This window comes from Cupriavidus sp. AU9028 (genome assembly GCF_019795295.1).
GTDB lineage: Bacteria > Pseudomonadota > Gammaproteobacteria > Burkholderiales > Burkholderiaceae > Cupriavidus.
Genome location: NZ_JAIMCG010000001.1, coordinates 457,564 through 483,376 on the forward strand (window position 1 = coordinate 457,564; position 25,813 = coordinate 483,376).

General features: G+C 66.8%; 26 protein-coding genes and 1 tRNA gene. 19 read left to right on the top strand and 8 right to left on the bottom strand.

All coding sequences use genetic code 11. The features are described 5' to 3' along the window. The first annotated feature begins 228 nt into the window (after positions 1 to 228). From K6V06_RS02035 to ureG, 16 genes are all read left to right on the top strand, one after another. Positions 229 to 681 (top strand): MaoC family dehydratase, encoded by a 453-nt coding sequence (locus K6V06_RS02035; protein ID WP_222239891.1) that lies wholly within the window; start codon positions 229 to 231, stop codon positions 679 to 681. Positions 682 to 724: 43 nt separating this feature from the next. Then, a complete protein-coding gene (locus K6V06_RS02040) occupies positions 725 to 1,204 on the top strand; it encodes a MaoC family dehydratase (protein WP_222239892.1) in 480 nt (159 codons plus the stop codon). 309 nt (positions 1,205 to 1,513) lie between these two features. Beyond that, positions 1,514 to 2,770, top strand: a complete 1,257-nt coding sequence (gene urtA, locus K6V06_RS02045; protein ID WP_222239893.1) for an urea ABC transporter substrate-binding protein — start codon at positions 1,514 to 1,516, stop codon at positions 2,768 to 2,770. Between the two features lie 235 nt (positions 2,771 to 3,005). Next, positions 3,006 to 4,643: an urea ABC transporter permease subunit UrtB gene (urtB, locus tag K6V06_RS02050; protein ID WP_222239894.1), complete on the top strand. Its 1,638-nt coding sequence runs from the start codon at positions 3,006 to 3,008 to the stop codon at positions 4,641 to 4,643. Next, complete coding sequence (urtC, locus tag K6V06_RS02055; RefSeq protein WP_222239981.1) at positions 4,643 to 5,866, top strand: urea ABC transporter permease subunit UrtC; 1,224 nt, start codon at positions 4,643 to 4,645, stop codon at positions 5,864 to 5,866. Before urtB ends, urtC begins: the two co-directional genes overlap by 1 nt. A 35-nt stretch (positions 5,867 to 5,901) precedes the next feature. Beyond that, positions 5,902 to 6,729 (top strand): urea ABC transporter ATP-binding protein UrtD, encoded by an 828-nt coding sequence (gene urtD / locus K6V06_RS02060; RefSeq protein WP_255581534.1) that lies wholly within the window; start codon positions 5,902 to 5,904, stop codon positions 6,727 to 6,729. A gap of 30 nt (positions 6,730 to 6,759) precedes the next feature. Continuing rightward, positions 6,760 to 7,452 carry an urea ABC transporter ATP-binding subunit UrtE gene (gene urtE / locus K6V06_RS02065; protein WP_222239896.1) on the top strand — a complete coding sequence of 231 codons (693 nt, stop codon included), beginning with the start codon at positions 6,760 to 6,762 and terminating at the stop codon, positions 7,450 to 7,452. Further along, positions 7,449 to 8,306 (top strand): urease accessory protein UreD, encoded by an 858-nt coding sequence (locus tag K6V06_RS02070; RefSeq protein ID WP_222239897.1) that lies wholly within the window; start codon positions 7,449 to 7,451, stop codon positions 8,304 to 8,306. The genes urtE and K6V06_RS02070 overlap by 4 nt, the downstream gene beginning before the upstream one ends. Before the next feature lie 70 nt (positions 8,307 to 8,376). Further along, entirely contained in the window at positions 8,377 to 8,679 is a 303-nt protein-coding gene (locus K6V06_RS02075) for an urease subunit gamma (RefSeq protein WP_222239898.1), read from the top strand. A 69-nt stretch (positions 8,680 to 8,748) separates the two neighbouring features. Next, on the top strand, positions 8,749 to 9,384 hold the full coding sequence (locus K6V06_RS02080; RefSeq protein ID WP_222239899.1) for a HupE/UreJ family protein: 636 nt from the start codon (positions 8,749 to 8,751) through the stop codon (positions 9,382 to 9,384). 32 nt (positions 9,385 to 9,416) lie between these two features. Further along, positions 9,417 to 9,722 (top strand): urease subunit beta, encoded by a 306-nt coding sequence (locus K6V06_RS02085; RefSeq protein WP_222239900.1) that lies wholly within the window; start codon positions 9,417 to 9,419, stop codon positions 9,720 to 9,722. Continuing rightward, positions 9,722 to 11,440: an urease subunit alpha gene (gene ureC / locus K6V06_RS02090; RefSeq protein WP_222239901.1), complete on the top strand. Its 1,719-nt coding sequence runs from the start codon at positions 9,722 to 9,724 to the stop codon at positions 11,438 to 11,440. Before K6V06_RS02085 ends, ureC begins: the two co-directional genes overlap by 1 nt. A gap of 35 nt (positions 11,441 to 11,475) precedes the next feature. Then, positions 11,476 to 12,084, top strand: a complete 609-nt coding sequence (ureE, locus tag K6V06_RS02095) for an urease accessory protein UreE (RefSeq protein WP_222239902.1) — start codon at positions 11,476 to 11,478, stop codon at positions 12,082 to 12,084. 7 nt (positions 12,085 to 12,091) lie between these two features. Beyond that, positions 12,092 to 12,670, top strand: a complete 579-nt coding sequence (locus K6V06_RS02100) for an endonuclease domain-containing protein (RefSeq protein ID WP_222239982.1) — start codon at positions 12,092 to 12,094, stop codon at positions 12,668 to 12,670. After that, positions 12,667 to 13,368, top strand: coding sequence for an urease accessory protein UreF (locus tag K6V06_RS02105; protein ID WP_222239903.1), 702 nt, complete (start codon positions 12,667 to 12,669; stop codon positions 13,366 to 13,368). Before K6V06_RS02100 ends, K6V06_RS02105 begins: the two co-directional genes overlap by 4 nt. Before the next feature lie 27 nt (positions 13,369 to 13,395). Further along, positions 13,396 to 14,028: an urease accessory protein UreG gene (ureG, locus tag K6V06_RS02110; RefSeq protein WP_222239983.1), complete on the top strand. Its 633-nt coding sequence runs from the start codon at positions 13,396 to 13,398 to the stop codon at positions 14,026 to 14,028. Here the strand turns inward: ureG and K6V06_RS02115 are convergent. From K6V06_RS02115 to K6V06_RS02130, 4 genes are all read right to left on the bottom strand, one after another. Continuing rightward, positions 13,994 to 14,806 carry a helix-turn-helix transcriptional regulator gene (locus K6V06_RS02115; protein ID WP_222239904.1) on the bottom strand — a complete coding sequence of 271 codons (813 nt, stop codon included), beginning with the start codon at positions 14,804 to 14,806 and terminating at the stop codon, positions 13,994 to 13,996. The genes ureG and K6V06_RS02115 overlap by 35 nt on opposite strands. A 20-nt stretch (positions 14,807 to 14,826) precedes the next feature. Then, positions 14,827 to 16,068 (bottom strand): MFS transporter, encoded by a 1,242-nt coding sequence (locus tag K6V06_RS02120; RefSeq protein ID WP_222239905.1) that lies wholly within the window; start codon positions 16,066 to 16,068, stop codon positions 14,827 to 14,829. Positions 16,069 to 16,294: 226 nt separating this feature from the next. After that, positions 16,295 to 16,369 (bottom strand) — tRNA-Val (locus K6V06_RS02125). An 88-nt stretch (positions 16,370 to 16,457) separates the two neighbouring features. Further along, positions 16,458 to 17,399 (bottom strand): LysR family transcriptional regulator, encoded by a 942-nt coding sequence (locus K6V06_RS02130; RefSeq protein ID WP_222239906.1) that lies wholly within the window; start codon positions 17,397 to 17,399, stop codon positions 16,458 to 16,460. A 326-nt stretch (positions 17,400 to 17,725) separates the two neighbouring features. Between K6V06_RS02130 and K6V06_RS02135 the strand changes: the two genes are divergently transcribed. Both K6V06_RS02135 and K6V06_RS02140 read left to right on the top strand, forming a co-directional pair. After that, positions 17,726 to 18,988 carry an acyl-CoA dehydrogenase family protein gene (locus tag K6V06_RS02135; protein ID WP_222239907.1) on the top strand — a complete coding sequence of 421 codons (1,263 nt, stop codon included), beginning with the start codon at positions 17,726 to 17,728 and terminating at the stop codon, positions 18,986 to 18,988. A gap of 171 nt (positions 18,989 to 19,159) precedes the next feature. Then, positions 19,160 to 19,852, top strand: a complete 693-nt coding sequence (locus K6V06_RS02140; RefSeq protein WP_222239908.1) for a glutathione binding-like protein — start codon at positions 19,160 to 19,162, stop codon at positions 19,850 to 19,852. A 72-nt stretch (positions 19,853 to 19,924) separates the two neighbouring features. Here K6V06_RS02140 and K6V06_RS02145 read toward each other — a convergent pair whose 3' ends face one another. From K6V06_RS02145 to K6V06_RS02160, 4 genes are all read right to left on the bottom strand, one after another. Next, positions 19,925 to 20,911, bottom strand: a complete 987-nt coding sequence (locus K6V06_RS02145) for a tripartite tricarboxylate transporter substrate binding protein (protein WP_222239909.1) — start codon at positions 20,909 to 20,911, stop codon at positions 19,925 to 19,927. A gap of 411 nt (positions 20,912 to 21,322) precedes the next feature. Then, entirely contained in the window at positions 21,323 to 22,408 is a 1,086-nt protein-coding gene (locus tag K6V06_RS02150; protein ID WP_222239910.1) for a phosphotransferase, read from the bottom strand. Positions 22,409 to 22,481: 73 nt separating this feature from the next. Continuing rightward, positions 22,482 to 23,261, bottom strand: a complete 780-nt coding sequence (locus K6V06_RS02155) for an oxepin-CoA hydrolase, alternative type (protein ID WP_222239911.1) — start codon at positions 23,259 to 23,261, stop codon at positions 22,482 to 22,484. 73 nt (positions 23,262 to 23,334) lie between these two features. Beyond that, positions 23,335 to 24,858 (bottom strand): 3-hydroxyacyl-CoA dehydrogenase, encoded by a 1,524-nt coding sequence (locus K6V06_RS02160; protein ID WP_222239912.1) that lies wholly within the window; start codon positions 24,856 to 24,858, stop codon positions 23,335 to 23,337. A gap of 202 nt (positions 24,859 to 25,060) precedes the next feature. On the opposite strand from K6V06_RS02160, the gene K6V06_RS02165 reads away from it, so the two are divergent. Next, entirely contained in the window at positions 25,061 to 25,702 is a 642-nt protein-coding gene (locus K6V06_RS02165) for a glutathione S-transferase (protein ID WP_222239913.1), read from the top strand. Positions 25,703 to 25,813 lie beyond the last annotated feature (111 nt).

The window sequence follows — 25,813 nt, forward strand, 5'->3', positions numbered from 1 at the left end:
TGAAGAACCGCGCACCGGGCTGAGGGTCCGGGCGCGGTTTTTTTTTGTCGGGGTTGCGCAGGGCGGAGTGCCCTCTCCCCCGGCCCCTCTCCCGCCGGGCGGGAGAGGGGAGCACACCGGCGCGGTTTCAGATGCTGCCGGTTGTCTCCCCTCGCCCGCTTGCGGGAGAGGGGCCGGGGGAGAGGGAATCGGGCGCATCCACACCACCAATTACGGAGACACCACACCATGTCCGACACGCTCTACTTCGAAGACTTCACCGTCGGCAGCCGCCGCGAGCTTGGCTCGAAGCAGATCACCGAAGAGGAGATCATCGCCTTCGCCCGCCAGTACGATCCGCAGCCCTTCCATATCGACAAGGAAGCCGCGAAGCAGAGTATCTACGGTGGGCTGATCTCCAGCGGCTGGATGACGTGCTCGGTGATGATGCGGATGCTGGTGGACAATATGACTTCGCGGGCCGCGAGCATGGGGTCGCCCGGCGTGGACGAGATCCGCTGGCTCAAGCCGGTCTATGCAGGCGATACGCTGACCGTGACGCTGGTGGTGCTCGACGCGCGGCCGTCGAACTCGAAGCCCGACCGCGGCGTGGTGCACACGCAGTGGGAAGCGGTGAACCAGCGTGGCGAGCTGGTTTGCACCGTCAAGGGCATGGGCATGTACGGCCGGCGGCCCGCCTGAACGCAGCAGCCAACCATCAATCGCAAGACAACAGGGAGACAGGATGCGCACCATCGCTTCGCTGGAAGAGCTCGAAAGCCTGCAGGGCCAGGAGGTCGCCGTCAGCGACTGGATCGAGATCACGCAGCAGCAGGTCAATCAGTTTGCCGATGCCACCGGCGATCATCAATGGATCCACGTCGATCCCGAGCGCGCGCGCCGGGAGTCGCCGTTTGGCGCGCCGGTCGCGCACGGGTTCCTGACGCTGTCGCTGCTGCCTGCGCTGATGCAGAGCGCGATCGCCATGTCCGGGGTCAAGATCGGGGTCAACTATGGATTGAACCGCGTGCGTTTCACCGCGCCGGTGCCGGTCGGCAGCCGGCTGCGCGGCCGCATCAAGCTGTTGAAGGTGGAACGCATCGCGCCGCCGCCCAATGCGCCGGAGCTGGTCGGGGCGCAATCGACCTGGGAGGTGACCATCGAGCGGGAAGGCAGCGATCGCCCGGTCTGCGTCGCCGAATCGATCAGCCGCCGCTACAGCTGAGCATCGGCGCAACGGCCATCATGCTCCATCGCGCGGCGCAATGCCGCGCGCCGCACGCCTGATCGGCGTGCAACACGCATCCCGCTGAAACGCGGGATGCACCGGCGCGGCGCAATGCCCGCCAGGTGCGGTTCCTGTGCACCATCCTGTGGCACTCACATCGGTTCTTCGCGCACTTCAACGGTGCCATCCGCATGGCAATGACCTTGCAACGGCGGCATGGTCATTCCGCGGCGATGGCATGCTAGTTGCAGAAGTGGTTCCCGGGGGTGCGTAGGCCCTATTCCAACGACAAATCTGGGAGCTGCAATGAAACGACGCGATGTCTTCAAGCTGTCCGCAGTGGCCGCGGCGGCCATGATCGGGGTGAGCCCGCTGGCGATGGCGCAATCGAAGGAGCCCATCAAGGTGGGCGTGCTGCATTCGCTGTCGGGCACGATGGCGATTTCGGAGACGTCGCTGAAGGACGTCGCGTTGATGACCATCGACGAGATCAACCGCAACGGCGGCGTGCTGGGCCGCAAGCTGGTGCCGGTGGTGGTCGATCCCGCATCGAACTGGCCGCTGTTCGCCGAGAAGGCGCGCCAGCTGGTGGCCAACGACAAGGTCGCGGTGACCTTCGGCTGCTGGACCTCGGTGTCGCGCAAGTCGGTGCTGCCAGTCTACGAGGAACTGAACGCGCTGCTGTTCTATCCGGTGCAGTACGAAGGCGAGGAAATGTCGAAGAACGTCTTCTACACCGGCGCTGCGCCGAACCAGCAAGCGATCCCGGCGGTCGAGTACCTGATGAGCAAGGAAGGCGGCGGCGCGAAGCGCTTCTTCCTGCTGGGTACCGACTACGTCTATCCGCGTACCACCAACAAGATCCTGCGCGCCTTCCTGAAGAGCAAGGGCGTCGCCGACAAGGATATCGAGGAGGTCTACACCCCGTTCGGTCATAGCGACTACCAGACCATCGTCGCCAACATCAAGAAGTTCTCGCAGGGCGGCAAGACCGCCGTGATCTCGACGATCAATGGCGATTCCAACGTGCCCTTCTACAAGGAGCTGGGCAACGCCGGGCTGAAGGCCAAGGATGTGCCGGTGGTGGCCTTCTCCGTTGGCGAGGAAGAGCTGCGCGGCATCGACACCAGGCCGCTGGTCGGCCATCTGGCGGCGTGGAACTACTTCATGTCGGTCAAGAATGCGGAAAACGAAGGCTTCAGGAAGCAATGGGCGGCATGGGTGAAGTCGAACAACCTGCCCGGCGGCGACAAGCGCGTGACCAACGACCCGATGGAGGCGACCTATGTCGGCATCCATATGTGGGCGCAGGCGGTGAAGAAGGCCGGCACGACCGATCCCGACAAGGTGCGTGCCGCGATGTACGGCCAGACCTTCAAGTCGCCGAGCGGCTTCACGCTGACGATGGGCGACAACCACCATCTGTACAAGCCGGTGATGATCGGCGAAGTGCGTGGCGACGGTCAGTTCTCGGTGGTGTGGAAGACGCCGAAGCCGGTGCGCGCACAGCCGTGGAGCCCGTTCATCGCAGGCAATGAAGGGAAGCCGGACAAGGCGATGTAAGGCGGCTGTCTGATTGGCTCTGCTCCGGTCTGTCGTGATGATGGCGTTAGCGGCCTGACAGACCAACCCCTCTCCCCGGCCCTCTCCCCTTGAAGGGGAGAGGGGGAACACCGCCGGCTTATCGAGACAAGTCGGTTCGCTCCCCTCTCCCGCTTGCGGGAGGGGGGCCGGGGGAGAGGGCCGCACTGCGTGACCCAGCAGCACACTCCACCACAACGAAACCATCCAGCACTCCATGTCCCGACCCAAGCCGCCCTGCGCGCCCTGGCTGCGCATGACGCTCGCCATGCTGCTTTGCCTGGCGGCGCCAGCGCTATGGGCCGCCACCGAGCTGACCCAGGCCACGCTGAAACCCCTGGCCGAAGACGATTTCGATGCCAGGCGCGGCGCCATTGCCGCGCTGGCGCAGGCCAACCCCGAGCAAGCGGCGCCGATCCTGCAGGCCTTGCAGGACGACACGCTGCAATACGCGCCCTCGCATGGCATGGTGCGCGTCGAGGGCGAAACCGCGCTCGATGCGATCACTGGCAAGCCCGTCACCGTCGATCCCGCCGAGCTGGAATCGCTGACGCTGAACAACAGCCTGCGCGCGCAGGTGGACAGTGTCGCCAGCGCACTGCGCCTGAATTCGCCAGACCGCGACGTGCGTGCGCGGGCCATCGACACGTTGCTGGAGCAGCCGGAAGACGCGCCGCGCGAAGCGGTGGCCGCCGCCCGCAAGGGCGAGGCCGACAGCGTCCTGCGCGACAAGCTCGACATCCTGTGGGCCAATACCGTGCTGGCCGATGGCAACCGGGAGGAGCGCGTGGAGGCGGTGCGGATTCTCGCGCGCGACAGCAATCCGGCCACCCGGCAGAAGCTGATGCCGCTGATCGAGCGCGATGGCGGGGGCGCGTTCCGCGAAGCCGATCCCGAGCTGCGCGCGGCAGCCACCATGGCGCTCGATCAACTCGAATCGCAGCAGCGGCGCGCGGAGATCCTCGGCAATCTGTTCGCGGGCCTGAGCCTTGGCAGTGTGCTGCTGCTGGCCGCGCTCGGCCTTGCCATTACTTACGGCCTGATCGGCGTCATCAATATGGCGCACGGCGAATTCCTGATGATCGGCGCCTATGCGACCTGGCTGGTGCAGGCGGCGTTCCGCGACTATCTGCCGGCCGCGTTCGACTGGTACCTGCTGGCGGCGCTGCCCGCGGCGTTCCTGGCTTCGGCCATCGTCGGCTTCGTGCTCGAACGGCTGGTGCTGCGGCATCTGTATGGCCGCCCGCTGGAGACGCTGCTGGCGACCTTCGGTATCAGCCTGCTGCTGATGCAGTCGGTACGGATGCTGTTCGGCGCGCAGAACGTGGAGGTGGCCAACCCCGGCTGGATGAGCGGCGGCATGCAGTGGCTGCCCGGCCTGGTGATTCCGTACAACCGCATTGTCATCGTCGCCTTCGCGCTGGTCGTGGTGGCGATTGCGTGGGCGGTGCTCAACCGCACGCGGCTTGGGCTGTTCGTCCGCGCCACCACGCAGAACCGCACCATGGCCGCATGCGTGGGCGTTCGCACCTGGCAGGTCGACAGCTACGCGTTCGCCTTCGGCGCCGGCATTGCCGGCCTGGGCGGCTGCGCCCTGTCGCAGATCGGCAATGTCGGTCCCGATCTTGGTCAGGCCTACATCATCGACTCGTTCATGGTGGTGGTGCTGGGCGGCGTCGGGCAGCTGGCCGGCACCATTGTCGGCGCATTCGGCCTGGGCATTCTCAACAAGTTCATCGAGCCGTTCTATGGCGCGGTGCTGGCCAAGATCCTCGTCCTGGTGCTGATCGTGCTGTTCATCCAGAAGCGGCCGCAGGGACTGTTCGCGCTCAAGGGGCGCAGCGCGGAGGCATGATGCAAGATCCGAAATTCGTCTCCACCGGCACGCCGGGCGGCTTTGCGCTGGCCGTGCCCGAGCGCCAGCCGCTGTTTTCCCGGCGCGGCTGGCTGATCCTCGCGGCGCTGGCGCTGGCCGCCGTGGTGCTGGTACCGGTCTGCGCGCTGGCGCTGCCGCCGGAACACCCCCTGCATCTGTCGGCCTATGCGCTGACGCTGATCGGCAAGATCATCTGCTTCGCGCTGGCGGCCATCGCGCTGGATCTGGTGTGGGGCTACTGCGGCATCCTGAGCCTCGGTCATGGTCTGTTCTTCGCGCTGGGGGGCTATGCGATGGGCATGTACCTGATGCGCTCGATCGGCCGCGAGGGCGTCTACAAGAGCGACCTGCCCGACTTCATGGTGTTCCTCGACTGGAAGGAGCTGCCGTGGTTCTGGCACGGCTCCGAGCATCTGTGGGTAGCGCTGCTGCTGGTGGTGCTGGTGCCCGGCGTGCTGGCGTGGCTGTTCGGCTACTTCGCCTTCCGTTCGCGTATCAAGGGCGTCTATCTGTCGATCATCACGCAGGCGCTGACGTATGCCGCGATGCTGCTGTTCTTTCGCAACGAGACCGGCTTCGGCGGCAACAACGGCTTTACCGACTTCAAGCGCATCGCCGGCTTCGCGATCGCGGCGCCGGAAACGCGTACCGTGCTGTTCGTGCTGACCGCGCTCGCGCTGCTCGGTGCTCTGGTGGCCTGCCGCTATATCGTGACCTCGAAGCTGGGCCGTGTCGTCACCGCGGTGCGCGACGCGGAGACGCGCGTGATGTTCTCCGGCTACAACCCGCTTGGCTACAAGCTCTTCGTCTGGACGTTCTCCGCGGTGCTGTGCGGTATCGCCGGCGCGCTCTATGTGCCGCAGGTGGGCATCATCAATCCCGGCGAGATGTCGCCGGGCAATTCGATCGAGATGGCGGTGTGGGTCGCAGTGGGCGGCCGCGGCACGCTGGTCGGTCCCGTGATCGGCGCCTTCCTCGTCAACGGTGCAAAGACCATGTTCACCGCCTACTTTGCCGAGTACTGGCTGTTCCTGCTGGGGGCGATGTTCGTGCTGGTCACGCTGTACCTGCCCAATGGCGTGGTGGGCCTGGCGGCGAGCCTGCGCGAGAAGCGGCGTGCGCGGCTTGCCATGAGGGCGGCCGAAGGGGAGGCCGGGTCGGCGCTGCCGACAAGCGCCACCGCCAATGGAGGCAAGGCATGAGCACGGCGACGCAATCGCGGCAGGGCAAGCTCGGCATGGACGCCGAGAGCGGCGAAACCACCGGTCTGGGGCGGGTGCTGCGTCCCGGCACCATCGACGTCTCGCACGGGCCGATCCTGTACCTGGAGGATGTCACCGTCCAGTTCGACGGCTTTCGCGCGCTGAACCGGCTCAGCCTGTCGATCGATCATGGCGAGCTGCGCTGCGTGATCGGCCCGAATGGCGCGGGCAAGACCACGATGATGGACGTGATCACCGGCAAGACCGGTCCGCGCAATGCGAACGTCAGCGGGCGGGTGTTTCTCGGCCAGACCATCGACCTGATGCGGATGAACGAGCCCGCCATCGCCCAGGCCGGTATCGGCCGCAAGTTCCAGAAGCCCACCGTGTTCGAACAGCACGCGGTCTGGGAGAACCTGGAACTGGCGATGAAGGCCGACAAGCACTGGTGGCCGGTGCTGCCCGCCCGCCTCGATGCTGCCGGCCGCGCGCGCATCGAAGAGACGCTGGCATTGACCGGGCTGGAAGGCGAGGCCTACCGGCCGGCCGGGCTGCTCTCGCACGGGCAGAAGCAGCGGCTGGAGATCGGCATGCTGCTGATGCAGCAGCCGCAACTGCTGCTGCTGGACGAGCCCGTGGCCGGCATGACCGATGAGGAAACCATGCAGCTGGCAAGCCTGCTCAATGGCCTGCGCGGCAGCTGCTCGATGATGGTGGTCGAGCACGACATGGAGTTCGTCGCGGCGCTGGCCGGCGAGAGCGGCAAGGTCACCGTGCTGGCCGAGGGCAGCGTGCTCGCCGAGGGTACGCTGGAAGCGGTCAAGCGCGACGAGCGCGTCATCGAATCCTATCTGGGGCGCTGAACGCGCATTGGCAAGAGCACAAGGACAACCATGCTGCAGGTCAGCGCATTGAATCAGTTCTATGGCGGCAGCCATATTCTTCGCAATGTCAGCTTCGATGTGCCCGAAGGACGTCTGACCACCTTGCTCGGGCGCAACGGCGTGGGCAAGACCACCTTGCTCAAATGCCTGATGGGCGTGGTGGCGGCACGCAGCGGAACCATCCGCTGGGATGGCAAGCCGCTGGAGCGCAAGGCGCCCTATGAACGTGTCGCCGCGGGCCTGGCCTATGTGCCGCAGGGGCGGGAGATCTTCCCGCGCCTGACCGTCGAGGAAAACCTGCTGATCGGCGCGGCCAGCCGCCGCAAGCCCGCCGGCGTGCCCGACCGCATTTACCAACTGTTCCCGGTGCTGCGCACGATGCGCCAGCGCCGCGGCGGCGACCTCTCCGGCGGCCAGCAGCAACAGCTGGCGATCGGCCGGGCGCTGATGAGCGAGCCGAAGCTGCTGATCCTGGACGAGCCCACCGAGGGCATCCAGCCATCCATCATCCAGGATATCGGCCGGGCACTGCGCATGCTGGTCGACGAGTTCGGCATGACCGTGCTGCTGGTCGAGCAGTACTACGATTTCGCGCGCGAGCTGGCAGACCACTATGTCGTGATGAGCCGCGGCGAAGTCGTGGCGCATGGCGAGGGCGCGCGCATGGAGCAGGACGGCGTGCGCGAGCTGATCGCGGTATGAGCGCAGGTGCAGCAGGCTGTCCCGCAGGCTGGCACGCCAGCCTGCAATTGCGCTTTGCCGAGCGCGCCGGGCGTACCGTCCTTGCCGGGCGGCGCCATCTCGGCCCGCTGGTCGTGCAGAAGCCGCTGTACCCGGAGGGCGGCATCTGCCACGCCGTGGTCATCCACCCGCCGGCGGGGATTGCCGGGGGCGATACCCTGCAGATCGATGTCGAGGTTGGCGCCGGGGCGCATGCGGTGCTGGCCACGCCCGGTGCGACCAAATGGTACAAGTCGCTGGGCAGGGCCGCGCGGCAGAGCGTACGGCTGTCGGTCGAAGCAGGCGGCCGCCTGGACTGGTTGCCGCAGGAGAATATCGTCTTCGACGACGCCCGCGCGCAGCTCGATACCACCGTCGAGCTGGCGCCGGGCGCGAGTGCCATCGGCTGGGATGCCGTGGTGCTGGGACGGCAGGCGTCCGGCGAGCGCTGGGCGCGCGGCGAGCTGGATATCGTCACCCGCATCGGCTCGGCACAGCGCACTGTCTGGCTGGAGCAGGGACGCTTCGATGCGGCATCGCCGCTGCGGCAATCCCGTGCGGGGCTGGATGGCATGCCGGTGTTTGGCTCCCTGTGGGCCGCAGGGCCGGGCGCCACGCGCGATCTGGCCGAGACGGTCGCGGCGAGCCTGCCTTATACCGGCGCGCTGCGTGCCGGCATCAGCTGTCTGGAGGACCGCGAGCACCCGGTCTTGCTGCTGCGCGTGCTCGGCGCCCATATCGAGCCGGTACGCCGGCTGCTGATCGGCGCGTGGTGCGCATTGCGCGAACCCATACATGGTGTTGCCTCAAGGCCGCTGCGCCTGTGGGCGACCTGATCGAGACGACTATCGTGGAACCACGAGGACCACGAGGACCACGAGAACCACGAGGACGACGAGGAAGGCGATGGAACTGACACCACGCGAGAAGGACAAGCTGCTGATCTTTACCGCCGCGCTGCTGGCCGAGCGCCGCCGCGCGCGCGGCCTGAAGCTGAACTATCCGGAGGCGGTGGCGCTGATCACTGCCGCCATCATGGAAGGGGCGCGCGACGGGCGCACCGTGGCGGAGCTGATGCACGAGGGTACGACCGTGCTGGCACGCGACGACGTGATGGATGGCGTAGCCGAAATGATCCCGGAGATCCAGGTCGAAGCCACCTTCCCCGACGGCACCAAGCTGGTCACCGTGCACCACCCGATCGTCTGAACGCGCGCATCGCAAGCAGTGCGCATTCGGCAGTCCCGCACCATTACCCGAACAAGAACGAGGTCATCGATGAATCGTATCCAAGCCGCTGTCAATGCCGCCCGCCGCACCCTCGTGCGGGCCGCTCCCCTGGCCGCCATCTGCGTCTTTTCCGCCTCCGCGCTGGCGCACCCGGGGCACGAAGCAGCCGACGTGGGCGCGAGCCTGTGGGCCGGCCTGCTGCACCCGCTGACCGGCGCGGACCACCTGCTGGCGATGGTGGCGGTCGGCGTCTGGAGTGCCCTTGCGATGCGCGACGGCGGTGTGCTGCGCTTGCCGGCCGCCTTCGTCACGCTGATGCTCGTCGGTGCGGGGCTGGGCATGGCGGGCATGACGCTGCCCCTGGTCGAGCCGATGATCGCCGCCTCGCTGCTCGTGCTCGGCCTGCTGATCGCGCTGCGCGCCCAGCTGCCGGCGGGAGCGGGACTGCTGCTGGTCGGCGGCTTCGCGCTGTTCCACGGTCATGCGCACGGCGCCGAGCTGCCGTCGGAGGCGGCGGCAATGCGCGCCGTGCTCGCCTACGTCGGCGGCTTCGCGGCGTCCACCGCCGCGCTGCATCTGGCCGGCATCGGCGCGGGTTCGCTGCTGCGCCGCCACGCGCCGTGGATCGCGCGCGCCGCGGGTGCCGGCGTGGCCGCCTACGGGGTCGGACTGATGCTCGCCTGAGCGGCAGCGCTGGATTGGACAGGGAGATTGCGATGATTCCAGGCGAGCTGATGCCGGCCGACGGCGAGATCGAGTTGAATGTGGGCCGTGCCACCCTCACGCTGAGCGTGGCCAATACCGGCGACCGGCCGATCCAGGTGGGCTCGCATTTCCATTTCCACGAAACCAACGCCGCGCTCGACTTCGACCGCGAGGCGGCGCGCGGCTATCGCCTGAACATCGCCGCCGGCACCGCCGTGCGGTTCGAGCCGGGGCAGTCGCGCACCGTCGAGCTGGTGGCGCTCGATGGCGACCGTATCGTCTACGGGTTCAACGGCAAGATCATGGGAGCGTTGTGATGGCGTTGCGTATTCCGCGGCAGGCCTATGCCGAGATGTTCGGCCCCACCACCGGCGACCGTGTGCGGCTGGCAGATACCGGGCTCATCATCGAAGTGGAGAAGGACTTCACCATCTACGGCGAGGAAGTGAAGTTCGGCGGCGGCAAGGTGATCCGCGACGGCATGGGACAGAGCCAGCGCATGGCGAAGGACTGCGCCGACACGGTGATCACCAACGCGCTGATCGTCGACCACTGGGGCATCGTCAAGGCCGATATCGGGCTGAAGAACGGCCGCATCGCCGGCATCGGCAAGGCGGGCAATCCGGACATCCAGCCCGGCGTGACCATCGTCATCGGCCCGGGCACCGAAGTCATCGCCGGTGAAGGGATGATCGTCACCGCTGGCGGCATCGACAGCCATATCCACTTCATCTGCCCGCAGCAGATCGAGGAGGCGCTGATGAGCGGCGTCACCACCATGATCGGCGGCGGCACCGGTCCGGCCACCGGCACCTATGCCACCACGGTGACGCCCGGCCCCTGGTACATGGAGCGCATGCTGCAGGCGGCCGACGCCTATCCGATGAACATCGGCTTCCTCGGCAAGGGCAATGCCAGCCAGCCGCAGCCGCTGCGCGAGCAGATCGAGGCGGGCGCCATCGGACTGAAGCTGCATGAAGACTGGGGCACCACGCCCGCGGCCATCGACTGCTGCCTGACCGTGGCCGACGAGACCGACACCCAGGTCGCGATCCACACCGATACGCTGAACGAGGGCGGGTTCGTCGAGGCGACCATCGCCGCCTTCAAGGGCCGCACCATCCATACCTATCACACCGAGGGCGCCGGTGGCGGGCACGCGCCCGACATCATCAAGGTGTGCGGCGAGTCCAACGTGCTGCCTTCGTCGACCAATCCGACGCGGCCCTACACCATCAACACCATCGACGAGCATCTGGACATGCTGATGGTGTGCCACCATCTGGACCCGGCGATTGCCGAGGACATCGCCTTTGCCGAGAGCCGCATTCGCCGCGAGACCATCGCCGCCGAGGACATCCTGCACGACCTGGGCGCGTTCTCGATGATCTCCAGCGACTCGCAGGCGATGGGGCGGGTGGGGGAAGTGGTGCTGCGCACGTGGCAGACCGCGCACAAGATGGCGCAGCAGCGCGGCAAGCTGCCCGGCGACCCGCATGACGCGCGCGGCGGGCACGACAACTTCCGCGTGCGGCGCTACGTCGCCAAGTACACCATCAACCCGGCGCTGACCCATGGCATCGCGCACGAGGTCGGCTCCATCGAAGTGGGCAAGTGGGCCGACCTGGTGCTGTGGAAGCCGGCGTTCTTCGGTGTCAAGCCGAGCCTGATCCTGAAGGGCGGCATGATCGCCGCGGCGGCGATGGGCGATCCCAACGCTTCCATTCCGACGCCGCAGCCGGTGCACTACCGCCCGATGTTCGCCTCGGCCGGCGGCGCGCTGCATCGCTCGTCGCTGACGTTCGTCTCGCAGGCCGCGTTCGCCGCCGGGGTAGGGGAGCGCTACGGTCTCGCCAAGACGCTGGCCGAAGTGCGCGGCACGCGAACCGTCAGCAAACGCGACATGGTGCACAATGACTGGCAGCCCACCGTCACCGTCGATCCGGAGACGTACCAGGTAGTCGCCGACGGCCAGTTGCTGACCTGCGAGCCTGCCACCGTGCTGCCGATGGCGCAGCGCTATTTCCTGTTCTGAGCGGGCGGTTCTGTTGCCGCTCGCCATCGCCCACCATGCTGAAGATCGACAAACATCTGCCTGCGCCGCACGGCATCGCCGCCGTGCTGGTGCGCCGTGCGCCCAAACTCGAACTGCCCTTCGGCGAACGCAGCAAGAGCCGCCTGCGCGCGCGGCTGAGCGATGGCGAAGAGGCCGCGCTGCTGCTGCCGCGCGGCACGGTGCTGCGCGGCGGCGACCTGCTCGTTGCCGACAATGGCAGCTTGATCGAAGTCGTCGCGGCCCCCGAGACGGTGCTGGAGGTACGCGCCGATGACGGCCATGCGCTGATGCGCGCCGCCTACCATCTCGGCAACCGGCATACGCCGGTGGAGGTCGGGCGCGACTATCTGCGGCTCGAATACGATCCGGTGCTTGCCGACATGCTGGCGCGGCTGGGCGTGCGTGCCGAACAGGCACAGCTGCCGTTCGAGCCGGAAGCGGGCGCCTACGGCGGCGGGCACCGGCATGGCCACGATGCGACCTTCGCGGAAGACTATGCGCTGGCGCAGAAGGTGTTCGACGAGCATCACGGACATGCGCATGGGCACTCGCACTCCCATTCTCATCCGCACGATCATGGGCACAGGCACCATGCGGGTTGCGGGCACGATCACGAACATTGAGGCGGCCATGGCTTCGGTCAGTACCCGAACGTATGCAAGGGAGTTGCGCGGGCAGCTGACCGATGCGGAGCAACGTCTGTGGTACTACTTGAGGGCACATCGGTTGTTCAGCGAGAAGTTCAAGCGGCAGGTTCCGGTCGGGCCGTATATCGCTGACTTCGCGTGTATGCGTTTGCGTCTGATTGTCGAGGCGGATGGCGCACAGCATGCGGACGGGGCGGATGCCGAACGTGATGCGTGGTTCAGACGCCAGGGCTATACGGTGCTTCGCTTCTGGAACAATGAAGTCCTTGGTCAGACGGGCGCGGTCCTTGAACGGATTCGGATGGAAGTGGACACGCTCGCTGCCCTCTCCCCCAACCCCTCTCCCGCAGGCGGGAGAGGGGAGCGTCGCAGCGCCAGTCGTGTCGCTGCCATAAACGGCGTCGGCGGCGCGGCCGGTTCGCTCCCCACGCCCGCTCAGGGTAGGAGAGACGGCGGTTTGCTCCCCTCGCCCGCTTGCGGGAGAGGGGCCGGGGGAGAGGGCAGCGGCGCGCGCAGACCGACGTCATCTCCACCGGACGACACCAGTCCAACCCGAGCATGACCAACCCCCAGCAACTCCTCTCGCTGCTGCACCTGGCCTCGCCCGCGCTTCCCATCGGCGGGTTCAGCTATTCGCAAGGGCTGGAATCGGCAATTGACAGTGGCATCGTCGTCGATGCCGACACCGCCCGCGACTGGATTCGCGAGAACCTGCTGCACGTGCAGGCCCACGCCGAGCTTCCGCTCTGGCTGCTCTTGCATCGCGCCTGGCGCAAGCGCGACGTCGAAGCGTTGCGCCGCTGGAATCACTGGTTCCTCACCAGCCGGGAGAGCGCGGAACTGCGGCTGGAGACCGAGCAGATGGGCTGGTCGCTGGCGAAGCTGATCGGGCAGATGCAGTGGGGCGACGACGCGCTGCAGGAAGCGCTGTCGGCGTTGTCCGCGCTGTCTCCGGTCTGCCTGCCGACGGCGTTTGCCGCGGCCTGCGTGGCGCTGGACGTGGAAGAGAAGGACGGCCTTGCCGCCTACTGCTTCACGTGGGCGGAGAATCAGGTCGCCGCAGCCATCAAGGCGGTGCCGCTGGGGCAAGTGGCCGGCCAGCGGATCCTGGGCGACATGCATCGCTGCGTGCTGGAAGCCGTGGAGGAGGCGACGCGGCGTGCCGATGCCGATCCGCCCGAGCTATCGACCTTCTCGCCCATGCTGGGACTGCTGTCGGCGCGTCACGAGACGCAGTACTCGCGGCTGTTCCGCTCCTGAACCGAATCAAACGAACCGAGACACACCATCATCATGACCCGCACCAAGAAGCTTCCCCCGCTGCGCGTCGGTGTCGGCGGCCCGGTGGGCTCCGGCAAGACCACGCTGCTGGAAATGCTGTGCAAGGCGATGCGCGAGCGTTACGACCTCGTCGCCATCACCAACGACATCTACACCAAGGAAGACCAGCGCCTGCTGACGATCTCGGGAGCACTGCCTGCCGAGCGCATCATGGGCGTGGAAACCGGTGGCTGTCCGCACACCGCGATCCGCGAGGACGCCTCGATCAACCTGGAGGCAGTCGACCGGATGCTGGCCCGCTTTCCCCATGCGGATATCGTCTTCATCGAATCCGGCGGCGACAATCTGGCCGCCACCTTCAGCCCGGAACTGTCGGATCTGACCATCTACGTGATCGATGTCGCCGGCGGCGAGAAGATTCCGCGCAAGGGTGGGCCGGGCATTACCAAGTCGGATCTGCTGGTGATCAACAAGACCGACCTCGCGCCCTATGTCGGCGCGAACCTGGAGGTGATGGAAAGCGACGCGCGCAAGATGCGCGGCGAGCGGCCGTTCGTGATGGGAAGCGTGAAGTCGGGCGAGGGACTGGACGCGGTGATCCGCTTCATCGAGCGGCAGGGGCTGTTCTCGGCGGAATGACCGGCCACGCGCCGGGCGGCTGCAGGAAGGCCGAGGGCGGCGTGCCCAGCGCCTTGCGGAACATGCTGGAGAACGCGCTGGGGCTGTCGTAGCCCAATTCCAGCGCCACCTCCGTCACCGGTGCGCCGGCCGACAGCCGCGACAGCGCGGACATCAGGATGGCCTGTTGCCGCCATGCCGCGAACGACATGCCGGTCTGTTGCCGGAACCATCGCGCGAAGGTGCGGGGACTCTTGTTCAGCCGCCGCGCACAGTCTTCCGGCGAGACGCCAACGTCCGGCTGGGCCAGCAGCGAGACACACAGCGCCGCCAGCTGCGCATCCGGCGGGATCGGCGCGAACAGCGGCAAGGTGGGAGCGCGGCCCAGCTCGTGCAGGATCAGCGTCATCAGGGCACCGTCGCGGCTGTCGGGCGCATAGTCGGCCGGCACGTCCGCCGAAGCAAGCAGCAGTTGATGCAGCAGCTGGCTGACCAGCAGCACTTCGCAAGCCGCGGACTTGCGCGGCACTGCCTCGGGCAGCACGAACACGCTGCGCGTGCTGACGCCGTTCATGCGCACGCCATGCGGCTTGCCGGCGGGAATCCACACACCGGTGTAGGGCGGCACCACCCACGCGCCTTCCTCGGTGGTGACCTCCATCAATCCCGTGGTGCCGTACAGGAACTGTGCGCGCCGATGGCTATGCGTCTCCAGCAGCGTGCCATACGGATAGTCGGTGCGGATCGGCAGGGCCACGCTGCGGCTGGCATCGACGGTCTCCAACAGAACGTTCAGCATGGCGGTGCCAGTGGGCGGGTTCAGTGTGCGCGCGGCTTCCTGGTGTCCGGCAGGAACGCCGTCGCCAGCCCAAGCAGCGGCAGGAACGACGTCAGGTGGAAGACCCAGACGATGCCGCGGGCGTCGGCCAGCTGCCCCAGGCCCGCCGCGCCGATCCCGCCGATACCGAACATCAGGCCGAACATCATGCCCGACACCATGCCGACCCGGCCCGGCACCGCTTCCTGCGCGTAGACCACCAGCGCGGCGAAGGCGGAGGACATTACCAGCCCGATCGGAATCGCCAGCGCCGCGGTCCAGAAGAGATTGGCATACGGCAGCGCGAGCGCGAACGGCGCCACGCCCAGGAACGAAATCCAGATCACCGCCTTGCGGCCGATACGGTCGCCCACCGGTCCGCCGGCAAAGGTGCCCGCGGCAACGGCTGCCAGGAAGATGAAGAGGTAGAGCTGGCTGTCCTGCACGCTCAGGTGGAAGCGCTGGATCAGGTAGAAGGTGAAGTAGTTGGTGATCGCCGCGATGTAGACGAACTTGGCGAACATCAGCACGCAGATCACCGCGACCGCCTGGATCATGCCGGCGCGGGTCAGCCCTTCGCCCGCCTTGCGGGCCACGCCCTTCATCTGCGCGTGGCCATGCTGCAGGGTCCAGTTGGTGATCCGGAACAGCACGAAGATGGCGGCGATGGCGGCGACGATGAACCAGGCGATGGCCGGCTGGCCATGCGGGATCACGATCAGCGCGGTCAGCAGCGGGCCGATTGCCGAGCCGGTGTTACCGCCCACCTGGAAGGTCGATTGCGCGGTGCCGAACCTGCCGCCGGACGCCATGCGGGCCACGCGCGACGCTTCCGGGTGAAAGGTCGCGGAGCCGACCCCGACCACGGCGGATGCCAGCAGCAGCATCGGATAACTGCCGGCTGTGGCAAGCAGCGCGATCCCCACCAGCGTGATGGCCATGCCGCAGGGCAGCAGGTAGGGCTTCGGATGCTTGTCGGTGTAGAGCCCGACCCACGGCTGCAGCAGCGACGCGGTGGCTTGATAGGTCAGGGCGATCATGCCGATCTGCGCGAAGCTGAGCGCGAACTGCGTCTTCAGCATCGGGAAGACCGCGGGCAGCATCGCCTGGATCAGGTCGTTGAGCAGATGGGCGAAGGCGGCCGCGCCGACGATGCGCAGGACGAAGCCCTGGGTCTTCTGTGTGCCGGGGGTGTCGCTGGAGGGCGCCGTTGCGGGCTCCAGGGTGGAAGCGTCGGTAGTCATGGGGCGGTGCGAAGCTGACTCGGAAATTGCCGGTCGAAGCATCGTCACCGGCAGGGCAAGTCGTAGAGGTTACGAGGATACCGGACTGCGGACTCTCGCTGATTCGCCAATGATCGTCGAATTTCTGCCACGACGCACGTGCGGCGCTATCCTCTCGGAGAGGCGAGCAAAAGGAAAAAGCCCTCGGCTTGCGCCAGAGGGCTTTTTCTGCGGTTTCCCGCGAATCTGGTGGGTGGTACAGGGATTGAACCTGTGACCCCTGCCGTGTGAAGGCAGTGCTCTACCGCTGAGCTAACCACCCCTGTCGTTGCAGCGATTTGCTGTGCAACAGAGAAGCCGAGATTATGTCAGCGAGGCTGTATCTTGTAAAGCCCTTTGCGCGACTTTTTTCAGGAAGCGGCGGAGGCCTTCGCTTCCATGCCGGTGCCCAGTTGCCCGATCACGTCCATCAGCTGCTCGCGCAGCCAGCGGTTGGCGCCGTCGTTTTCGCCGCCGGCATGCCAGTACAGATGCAATTCGAGCGACGGCACCTTGAACGGCAGCGTCAGCAGCCGGTTGCCGTAGGCCTCGTTGGCGATGCGGGCATAGCGCAGCGGCAGGGTGGCCAGCAGGTCCGTGCAGCTCACCACGCGGCAGGCGGCGGCGTAGTGCTGGCAGCGCAGCCGCACCCGCCGGGTCAGGCCCATGCGATGCAGCGCCTGGTCTTCCAGGCCGGCCCCGCGCCGGCGGGACGAGACGTGCACGTGCTCGGCGGCCAGATACCGGTCCAGCGTCAGCTCCCGGCTGACCAGCGGATGATCGCGCCGGGCGAGCACCACCATCGGGTCGGAGAGGAAGGGCGCATGATGGATGGCGGGCGACACTGGCAGCAGGATGTCGATGGCGGTGTCCAGCGTGCCGGCCAGCAGTTCGGACTCCATCTCGCGGCGGTCGAAACGCACCGCGGCGAGGTCGACCTGCGGGGCGACCGAGGCGATGCGCGACATCAGTGGCGGCAGCAGGGTCGATTCCAGCGCGTCGCGCATGCCGATGGTGAAGCGCCGCACGGTGGCGGTGGGATCGAAATGCGGGGTGTCCTGCAGCGTGCGGGCAAACGATTGCAGCGCGTTGCGCACCTCGCCGGCCAGTGACCGCGCCAGCGGCGTGGGCGCCATGCCCTGGCCGCGCCGCTCGAACAGCGGGTCGTCGAACAGGTTACGCAGCCGGCCGAGGGCGTGGCTGACGGCCGGCTGCGTCAGGTTCAGCTGGCGCGCCGCGGCGGTGATGCTGCCTTCGGTGTAGATGGCATCAAACACCACGAACAGGTTCAGGTCGATGCGGGAAAGTTGCATGGCGCATGCGATGGTGACGGGTGTTCCTTCTGTCCGGCTTCCCGGAGAGGGGCGGGGAGGAGGGAAGGCGCGGTAGAGGCAAGGCCAGCCGCCCGGTGCCCTCTCCCCCGGCCCTCTCCCCCTGGCGGGAGAGGGGAGCAACGCCGACGCGTGCGAGTCTTCAAGCGTCTTTGTCTTCCCACCCTCGGTGCTGCTTCATTCTGTCACGGAATGCAGAAGATTGATATCGGCGAATCCAGAAAATTCATTTTTCATATTCAGCCCGATGGGCTACAGTGGTTGCATTCAGTGGATCGCCATATTCCGACAGGTTGCAAGGAGACACCATGGACTTCGAGTACTCGCCCAAGGTCAAGGAGATGCGTGAGCGCCTGCTCGCCTTTTTCGACCAGCATATCTACCCCAATGAAAAGCGCTTCCATCAGGAGCTGCAGGCCAACCGGGAGGCCGGCAATGTCTGGGTGCCGGTCAAGCTGATCGAGGAGCTCAAGCCGCTGGCGCGCGAGGCGGGTCTGTGGAACCTGTTTCTTCCCCGTTCGAAGCGTGCGCCGGAGGGGCTGTCGAACCTGGAATACGCGCCGCTTTGCGAGATCATGGGGCGCGTGCCCTGGTCGCCCGAGGTGTTCAATTGCTCGGCCCCGGACACCGGCAATATGGAGACGCTGGAGCGCTATGCGTCGGAAGCGCTGAAGGACCAGTGGCTGGAGCCGCTGCTGCGCGGCGAGATCCGCTCGGCGTTCCTGATGACCGAGCCCGGCGTTGCGTCGTCGGATGCAACCAATATTGCGTGCCGCATCGAGCGCGATGGCGACCACTATGTGATCAACGGCACCAAGTGGTGGTCGTCGGGCGCCGGCGATCCGCGCTGCAAGATCTATATCGTGATGGGCAAGACCAATCCGGATGCCGGCCGTCACGAGCAGCAATCGATGATCCTGGTGCCGGCCGACACGCCGGGGATTACCGTCAAGCGCCATCTGACCGTGTTCGGCTATGACGACGCCCCGCACGGCCATATGGAGATCGAGCTGAAGGACGTGCGCGTGCCGGCCGAGAACATGCTGCTGGGCGAGGGCCGCGGTTTCGAGATCGCGCAGGGCCGCCTCGGGCCGGGCCGCATCCACCATTGCATGCGCAGCATCGGCGTGGCCGAGCGCGCGCTGGAACTGATGTGCAAGCGCAGCCTGTCGCGGGTGGCGTTCGGCAAGCCAGTCGCCCGTCAGGGCGTGACGCAGGAGCGCATCGCGGAAGCGCGCTGCGAGATCGAGATGGCGCGGCTGCTGACGCTGAAGGCCGCGTACATGATGGACACCGTCGGCAACAAGGTGGCCAAGGCGGAAATCGCGATGATCAAGGTGGTCGCCCCGAACGTGGCGCTGAAGGTCATCGATTGGGCCATGCAGGTACACGGCGCCGCCGGTGTCTCCAGCGACTTCCCGCTGGCCAACTGGTGGGCGCATCAGCGCACGCTGCGCTTTGCCGACGGTCCGGACGAGGTGCACCGCAATGCGATCGCCAAGCTGGAGCTGGCCAAGCATATGCAGGTCAGCGCGGACGAGATCAGCATGCCGGTGACCCGCGGTTCCTGATCGCCGGGGGGGCAGCGCCACCGCAGGCGCCTCGTTCCCGGCAATTGCCGCGGCAAGAACGCGCAGACCTCGTCTGCGCGTTTTTTTCTTCTGTGCTTAAATTCCCCGGTTTTCCCGTCCCGTCGTGCCGCGCAAGGCGCGCGGCGCCCTCAGCAAACCAGGAGCGAATCGATGATTGACGTGTATAGCTGGCCGACGCCCAACGGCCACAAGGTCCATATCATGCTGGAGGAGTGCGGCCTGGAGTACCGGGTCCATCCGATCAACATTGGCGCCGGCGACCAGTTCGGCGAGGACTTCCTGAAGATCAGCCCGAACAACAAGATTCCCGCCATCGTCGACAGCGACGGGCCGGACGGCGAGCCGATCTCGCTGTTCGAGTCGGGCGCCATCCTGGTGTATCTGGCGGGCAAGACCGGCCTGTTCCTGCCCGAGGATGTGCGCGGCAAGTACGAGGCGCTGCAGTGGCTGATGTTCCAGATGGGCGGCGTCGGGCCGATGCTGGGCCAGGCGCACCACTTCCGCATCTACGCGCCGGAGAAGATCGACTACGCCATCAACCGCTATACCAACGAAGCGCGCCGCCTGTACGGCGTGATCGACAAGCGGCTGTCGCAGCAGCGCTGGCTGGCGGGCGACCAGTACACCATCGCCGATATCGCCACCTTCCCGTGGCTGCGCAGCTGGCAGAACCAGGGCGTGGAGCTGGACGACTACCCGGCGCTCAAGCGCTGGTTCGACAATATCGCGACGCGGCCGGCGGTGCAGCGGGCCGTCGAGGTCCTGGCGGACCGCCGCAAGCCGCTGCAGGGCGACAAGGAACGCGAGGTGCTGTTCGGCGCCACCCAGTACGCGCGGCGTTGACTGCAACCGGAATGCAAAAGAGCCGGCGGGGGCGATCCCCCGCCGGCTCTTTTTTAATGCCAGGCAGCGCCCTTAGTCGAGCTTGATGCCGGCCTTCTGCACCACGGTCGCCCAGCGGGCCTGCTCGGTCTTGAAGAACTTGTTGGTCTCGGCCGGGGTCATGGTCACCACTTCCGCGCCCTGACCGGCCAGCTGCGCGCGCACTTCCGGCGAGCGGATGATGCGGATCAGCTCGGTGCTCAGCTTCTGCACGGCAGCATCGGGCATCTTCGACGGTGCCATCACGCCTTGCCAGGTGCCCGACTCGAAGTTGGCGACGCCCTGCTCGGCAATGGTCGGCAGCTGGCCCACCAGCGGCATGCGGGTGGCCTTGGACACCGCGATGGCCTTCAGCTTGCCCGACTGCACGTGCGGCAGCGTGGCCAGCATGCCGTTCATCAGCACCTGCGCGGTACCGCCGACCGTGTCGGCGATCGCCTGCGCGCCGCCCTTGTACGGCACGTATTGCCATTGCGCGCCGGTGGCCTGCTGGACCGCCACGCCGGCCAGATGCGGCGCGCTGCCGATGGCCGTCACGGCGAAGTTCACCTGCTCGCGCTTGGACATCTCGACCAGTTCCTTCAGCGTGGTGGCCTTGACCGAGGGATGGACCACCAGCATGTGCGGCGAATAGGCCAGCATGGCGACGCCCTTCAGGTCCTTGGCCGGATCGAAGGTCAGCTTGGTGTACACCGACGGGCTGATCGCCAGCGCGCCGACGTCGCACAGCAGCAGGGTGTGGTTGTCGTTGGCGGACTGGGCGACGAAGCCCGCGCCGACGTTGCCGTTTGCGCCCGGGCGGTTGTCCACCACCACGGGCTGGCCGAGCGCTTCGCCCAGCGGCTTGCTGATCAGGCGCGCGATGATGTCCGACGAGCCGCCGGCGGGGTAGGGCACCACCAGCCTGATGGGCCGGGTGGGCCAGGCATCCGCGGCAAAGGCCGGTGCGGTCACGGCTGCGCCGACGGCGGCCAGGGCGGTGGCGGAAAGCAGTTGAACGAATTGGCGGCGGCTTGCCATGACATCTCCTCAGTGTTATCAGTCGTCATACAACGTAGGGCGGATCATATGGCGGCGCTGGCATGGCGTCCAGATGGAAACGGCGGTTTTCGGAGCAAATTAGGGAAACTCCGGGGGAGGACCGGTGGGGCTGCGCCGCCCCTTGTCATATGTCGTACGATCTCTTCGCTTGTCGGGATGCGCGCGGATCACGTGTTACCCATGTCTCCGAACACCCGTTATCCATGTGTCCGGTCTGAACACCGCGCGCGGGAGAGGGGAGAACACCGGCAGGAGGGGGCTGTGGCAGCGGATGTTCTCCCTCTCCCCTTCAAGGGGAGAGGGTTGGTCTTCACGGCGCAGGGTTGGCCATCGCCTCGCGCTTCCTTCCCGGCCTCTATCCCGCTGGCGGCCGAGCCAGGCGCAGCCCGTTCAGGAAATCCGCTGGCGCGCCTGCTGCGCGTACTTCCAGCCCATTTCGGCCATCGGACGCGCGCGCTTGCCGGCATCGACCGCCTGGGCCGACGACGCGGTGCCGTCTACCACGCGCTTGGCGATGCCCTGCAGGATGCCGGCGATGCGGAACATGCTGAACGCGAGATAGAAATTCCAGTCGCCGGTGATGGCGCGCCCGGTGCGCTGCTCGTACATGCGCCGGTAGGTCGCCTCGTCGGGGATCCCGAGCTCGGCGAAGTCCACCCCCGCGATGCCTCGGAACTGGCCCGGCGCGATATGCCAGCTCATGCAGTGGTAGCTGAAGTCGGCCATCGGGTGGCCCAGCGTGGACAGTTCCCAGTCCAGCACGGCCAGCACGCGCGGCTCGGTGGGGTGGAACATCAGGTTGTCCAGCCGGTAGTCGCCATGGACGATGCTGGTCAGGTCCTGGTCTTCCTCGGGGATATGGTTGGGCAGCCAGTCCATCAGCGCGTTCATCGCCTCGATCGGCTCGGTTTCCGACAGCTTGTACTGCCGCGTCCACCGCTCGATCTGGCGCGCGAAATAGTTGCCCGGCTTGCCATAGTCGGCCAGTCCGATGGCCTGGTAGTCGACCGTGTGCAGCGCGGCGATGACTCGGTTCATCTCGTCGTAGATGGCCGCGCGCTCGCTCGGCGACATGCCGGGCAGCGACTGGTCCCACAGGACGCGGCCGTTAACGAACTCCATGATGTAGAACGCGCGCCCGATCACCGCCTCGTCCTCGCACAGCGCGTACATGCGCGCGACCGGGACGTCGGTATTGGCCAGCGCCGCCATCACACGGTACTCGCGCTCGATGGCGTGCGCCGAGGGCAGCAGCTTCGACTTCGGGCCGGGCTTGGCGCGCATCACATAGGTTTGCCCGGGGGTGATCAGCTTGAAGGTCGGGTTGGACTGTCCGCCCTTGAATTGCTCGACGGTCAGCGGACCGGCAAAGCCTTCGACGTGTTCGTCCATCCAGGCGGTGAGCGCGTCGATGTCGAAGCGCTGCTGGTCGGCGACGGGGCGCGTGCCCTCGAAGTGCGATACGTTGCTGCTCATCTGTTGTCTCCGTTGTTGTCGGTGCGGGCCGGTACGTCGCCGGCCGCGCTGGTCGCCGCTCGCGGTTGCGCTGCTATTTGAACACGGGTTTGCGCTTCTCGAGGAAGGCGCGGATGCCTTCTCCACCGTCGTGATGATGCAGGGCGGCGACGAAGTTCTCGCGCTCCTGGTCCAGATGCTCGGCCAGCGACGCGGTGCCGGCATGGTTGATCAGCGCCTTGATCCGCCCCATCGCATGGGTCGATTGTCCGGCCAGCGATTGCGCCAGCTGCAGCGCTTCGGTCAGCGCTGCGCCGGGTGCGGTGACGCGGTTGATCAGGCCGAACGGCGCGAGACGGCTCGCCTCGACCGTGCGGCCTTCGATCAGCAGTTCCGAGGCGAGCTGGCGCGGCAGCGCGCGGGCGAGCTCGTAGGAGCCGCCGCCGTCCGGCGTCAGCCCGACCTTGACGTAGGCCATCACGAATTTGGCGTTGCTTGCCGCGACGACGAAGTCGCAAGCCAGCACCACGGAAAACCCGGCGCCGGCGGCCGCACCCTCGACCGCGGCGATGATCGGCTTGGGAAAGGCGTGCAGCAGCGCGATCCAGCGATGCAGCAGGTTGATGCTGTCGGCCTGCACCTGCGGCGGCTGGTCGCGGTTGCCCAGCAGCCGGTTCAGGTTGCCGCCGGCGCAGAACATGCCGTCCGCCCCGGTCAGCACGACCGCGCGGATGCCGTCGTCCTCGGCGGCCGCGCTCAGGGCCTGTTCGCAGGCGGCGTAGATATCGGGATGCAGCGCGTTGCGCGCTTCCGGGTTGGAAATGGTGAGCACCAGCGTCGCATCGACGCGCTCGGACAGCAACTGCGCTGGCATGATGGCCTCCGGGCCCGACGGCCCCGATGATCGATGAAATGACGCCGCCCCGTGAAGGGGGCGGCGGGCAGGATCAGGCTTCTTCGGTCAGCAGCGACAGACCGAGGCTGGCGCGGCGCCACAGCCAGGGGCTGGGACGGTAGCGCATGTCGCCGGTCAGGCGTTCCATGTTGCGCAGCACTTCCAGCAGCAGCTGCGGCCCGATGGCGTCGCCCAGGGCCAGCGGACCCTTCGGATAACCCAGGCCGAGGTTGACCGCCAGGTCGATGTCGGTCGGCGTCGCAATGCGCTGCTGGGCGATGTCCGAAGCGATATTGACGATGCAGCCGACGATGCGCTGGGCGATGAAGCCGGCGGAATCGCGGATCACGGTGACGGGCACGCCGTCGCTGGCAAACAGCGCGTGGGCGGCGTCGCGGATATCGGCGCGGGTGGCCGGCGTGGTCATCAGCGTGCGGCGCCTGGTCGCCTCGAACGGCAGCAGCGTGTCGATGGCGACCACGCGCGACGGATCCAGCCCCAGCTGCACCGCGGTGGCGGTGGCATCCAGGCCCAGCGGCGTGACGACGATCAGCGCGTCGGCCGACGGCGTATTGCCCGCTTCGGGCGTCACGCCCATCGCGGTCAGCAGCTTGAGCACCATGCCGTGGCCGCGCTCGTTGTCACGGCTGACCCAGACGCTGGCCGGGCGTGCCTGCGGCACCGGCTTGGCCGCCGGCAGCTGCTTCTGGCCATCGGCATAGCGGTAGAAGCCAGCGCCGGTCTTGCGGCCGAGCAGGCCGCCGACCGCGCGCACCGCCGTGATCGGCGACGGGCGGTAGCGCGGCTCCTGGTAGAACTGGTTGTAGATCGACTCCATCACCGGATGCGACACGTCCAGGCCGGTCAGGTCCATCAGTTCGAACGGTCCCATGCGGAAACCCGCCTGCTCGCGCATGATGGCATCGATGTCGGCGAATTCGGCCACGCCTTCCTGCGCCGCCTTCAGGCCTTCGATATTCATGCCACGGCCGGCATGGTTGACGATGAAGCCGGGCATGTCCTTGCAGCGCACCGGTGTGTGTCCCATGCGGCGGGACAGTTCCATCAAGGCATCGCCGATGGCCGGATCGCCGGACAGGCCGTCGATGACCTCGACCACCTTCATCAGCGGCACCGGGTTGAAGAAGTGGTAGCCGACCACGCGGCCCGGGTGCTTGGCCCCCACGGCGATCGCGGTGATCGACAGCGACGAGGTGTTGGAGGCGATCACCGCATCCGGGCGCACGATGGCCTCGAGCCTGGCCACCAGGTCGCGCTTGACTTCCAGGCGCTCGACAATGGCTTCCAGCACCATGTCGCAGTCGGCCAGGTCTTCCAGTGCCGAGCAGGGCAGGACGCGCTCGAGCGCGGCCTTGCCGTCTTCTGCGCTCATCTTGCCTTTCTCGGCAAGCTTGGCGAAGGTATCCTGCAGGTACTTTCGGGCGGCCGCGACGGCGTCCGGATTGACGTCGAACAGGCGAACCGTCAGGCCGGCCTGGGCGGCGATCTGTGCGATGCCGCGGCCCATGGCGCCGGTGCCCACGATGCCGAGAGTTTGGATGGTCAGAGTGCTCATAGTGCGTCCACAAAGTTGTGGTTAAATTAGCACGCTCGTGCGGTTTTTGCACTCGTTCCGTGCCGGCTGCCGGTCAGGCCGTGTTCGGTGATCGGCCATCCGGTGGATCGCCAGCGGAAGGGGCGTGGCGCGATGATGCGGCATTCCAATCATGCAGTTGGCGTCAGCGCCCTGCCGCCGGCGCCGCTACCAAGGAGACAATATGCTGAAGCTCTGCGGCTTTGCAGCCAGCAACTACTACAACAAGGCCAAGCTGGCGTTGCTCGAGAAGAATATCCCTTTCGAGGAGGAACTGGCGTGGCTCGGCGAGACCGATACCACGGCCAGCCCGCTGGGCAAGGTGCCGTATCTGCGCACCGACGAGGGCAGCCTCAGCGAGTCGCAGGTCATCGTCGAGTATCTGGAAGCCCGCTATCCGCAGACGCCGCTGGTGCCGGCGGACCCGTTCGCCGCGGCCAAGGTGCGCGAAGTGGTGACGTATCTGGAACTCTACCTGGAACTGACCGCGCGCGAGCTGTACGCCGAAGCCTTCTTCGGCGGCAAGGTCAGCGATGCGGTGAAGGAGCGCCAGCACAAGCTGCTGTCGCGCTATATCCCGGCATTCGCGCAGGTGGCGACGTTCTCGCCTTTCATCGCCGGCGACACCTTCACGATGGCCGACTGCGCGGCGGTCGTGCATCTGCCGTTGGTGTCGTCGTGCACCAAGATCATCTACGGCAACGACATGCTGGCCGAGCTGCCGGTCAAGGATTACCTGAAGCGCATGGGCGAGCGGCCGCACGTGCAGAAGGTCAATGCGGACCGCAAGGCGAATGTGGAATTGATGATGAGCCGGCGGAAGTAGTCGGGGTTGGGGCGGCTGTGGTCTGCTGCCCTCTCCCCCGGCCCCTCTCCCGCAAGCGGGCGAGGGGAGAACACCGAGGGCACTTCAGACGGGAGAGGGGAGAACACCGAG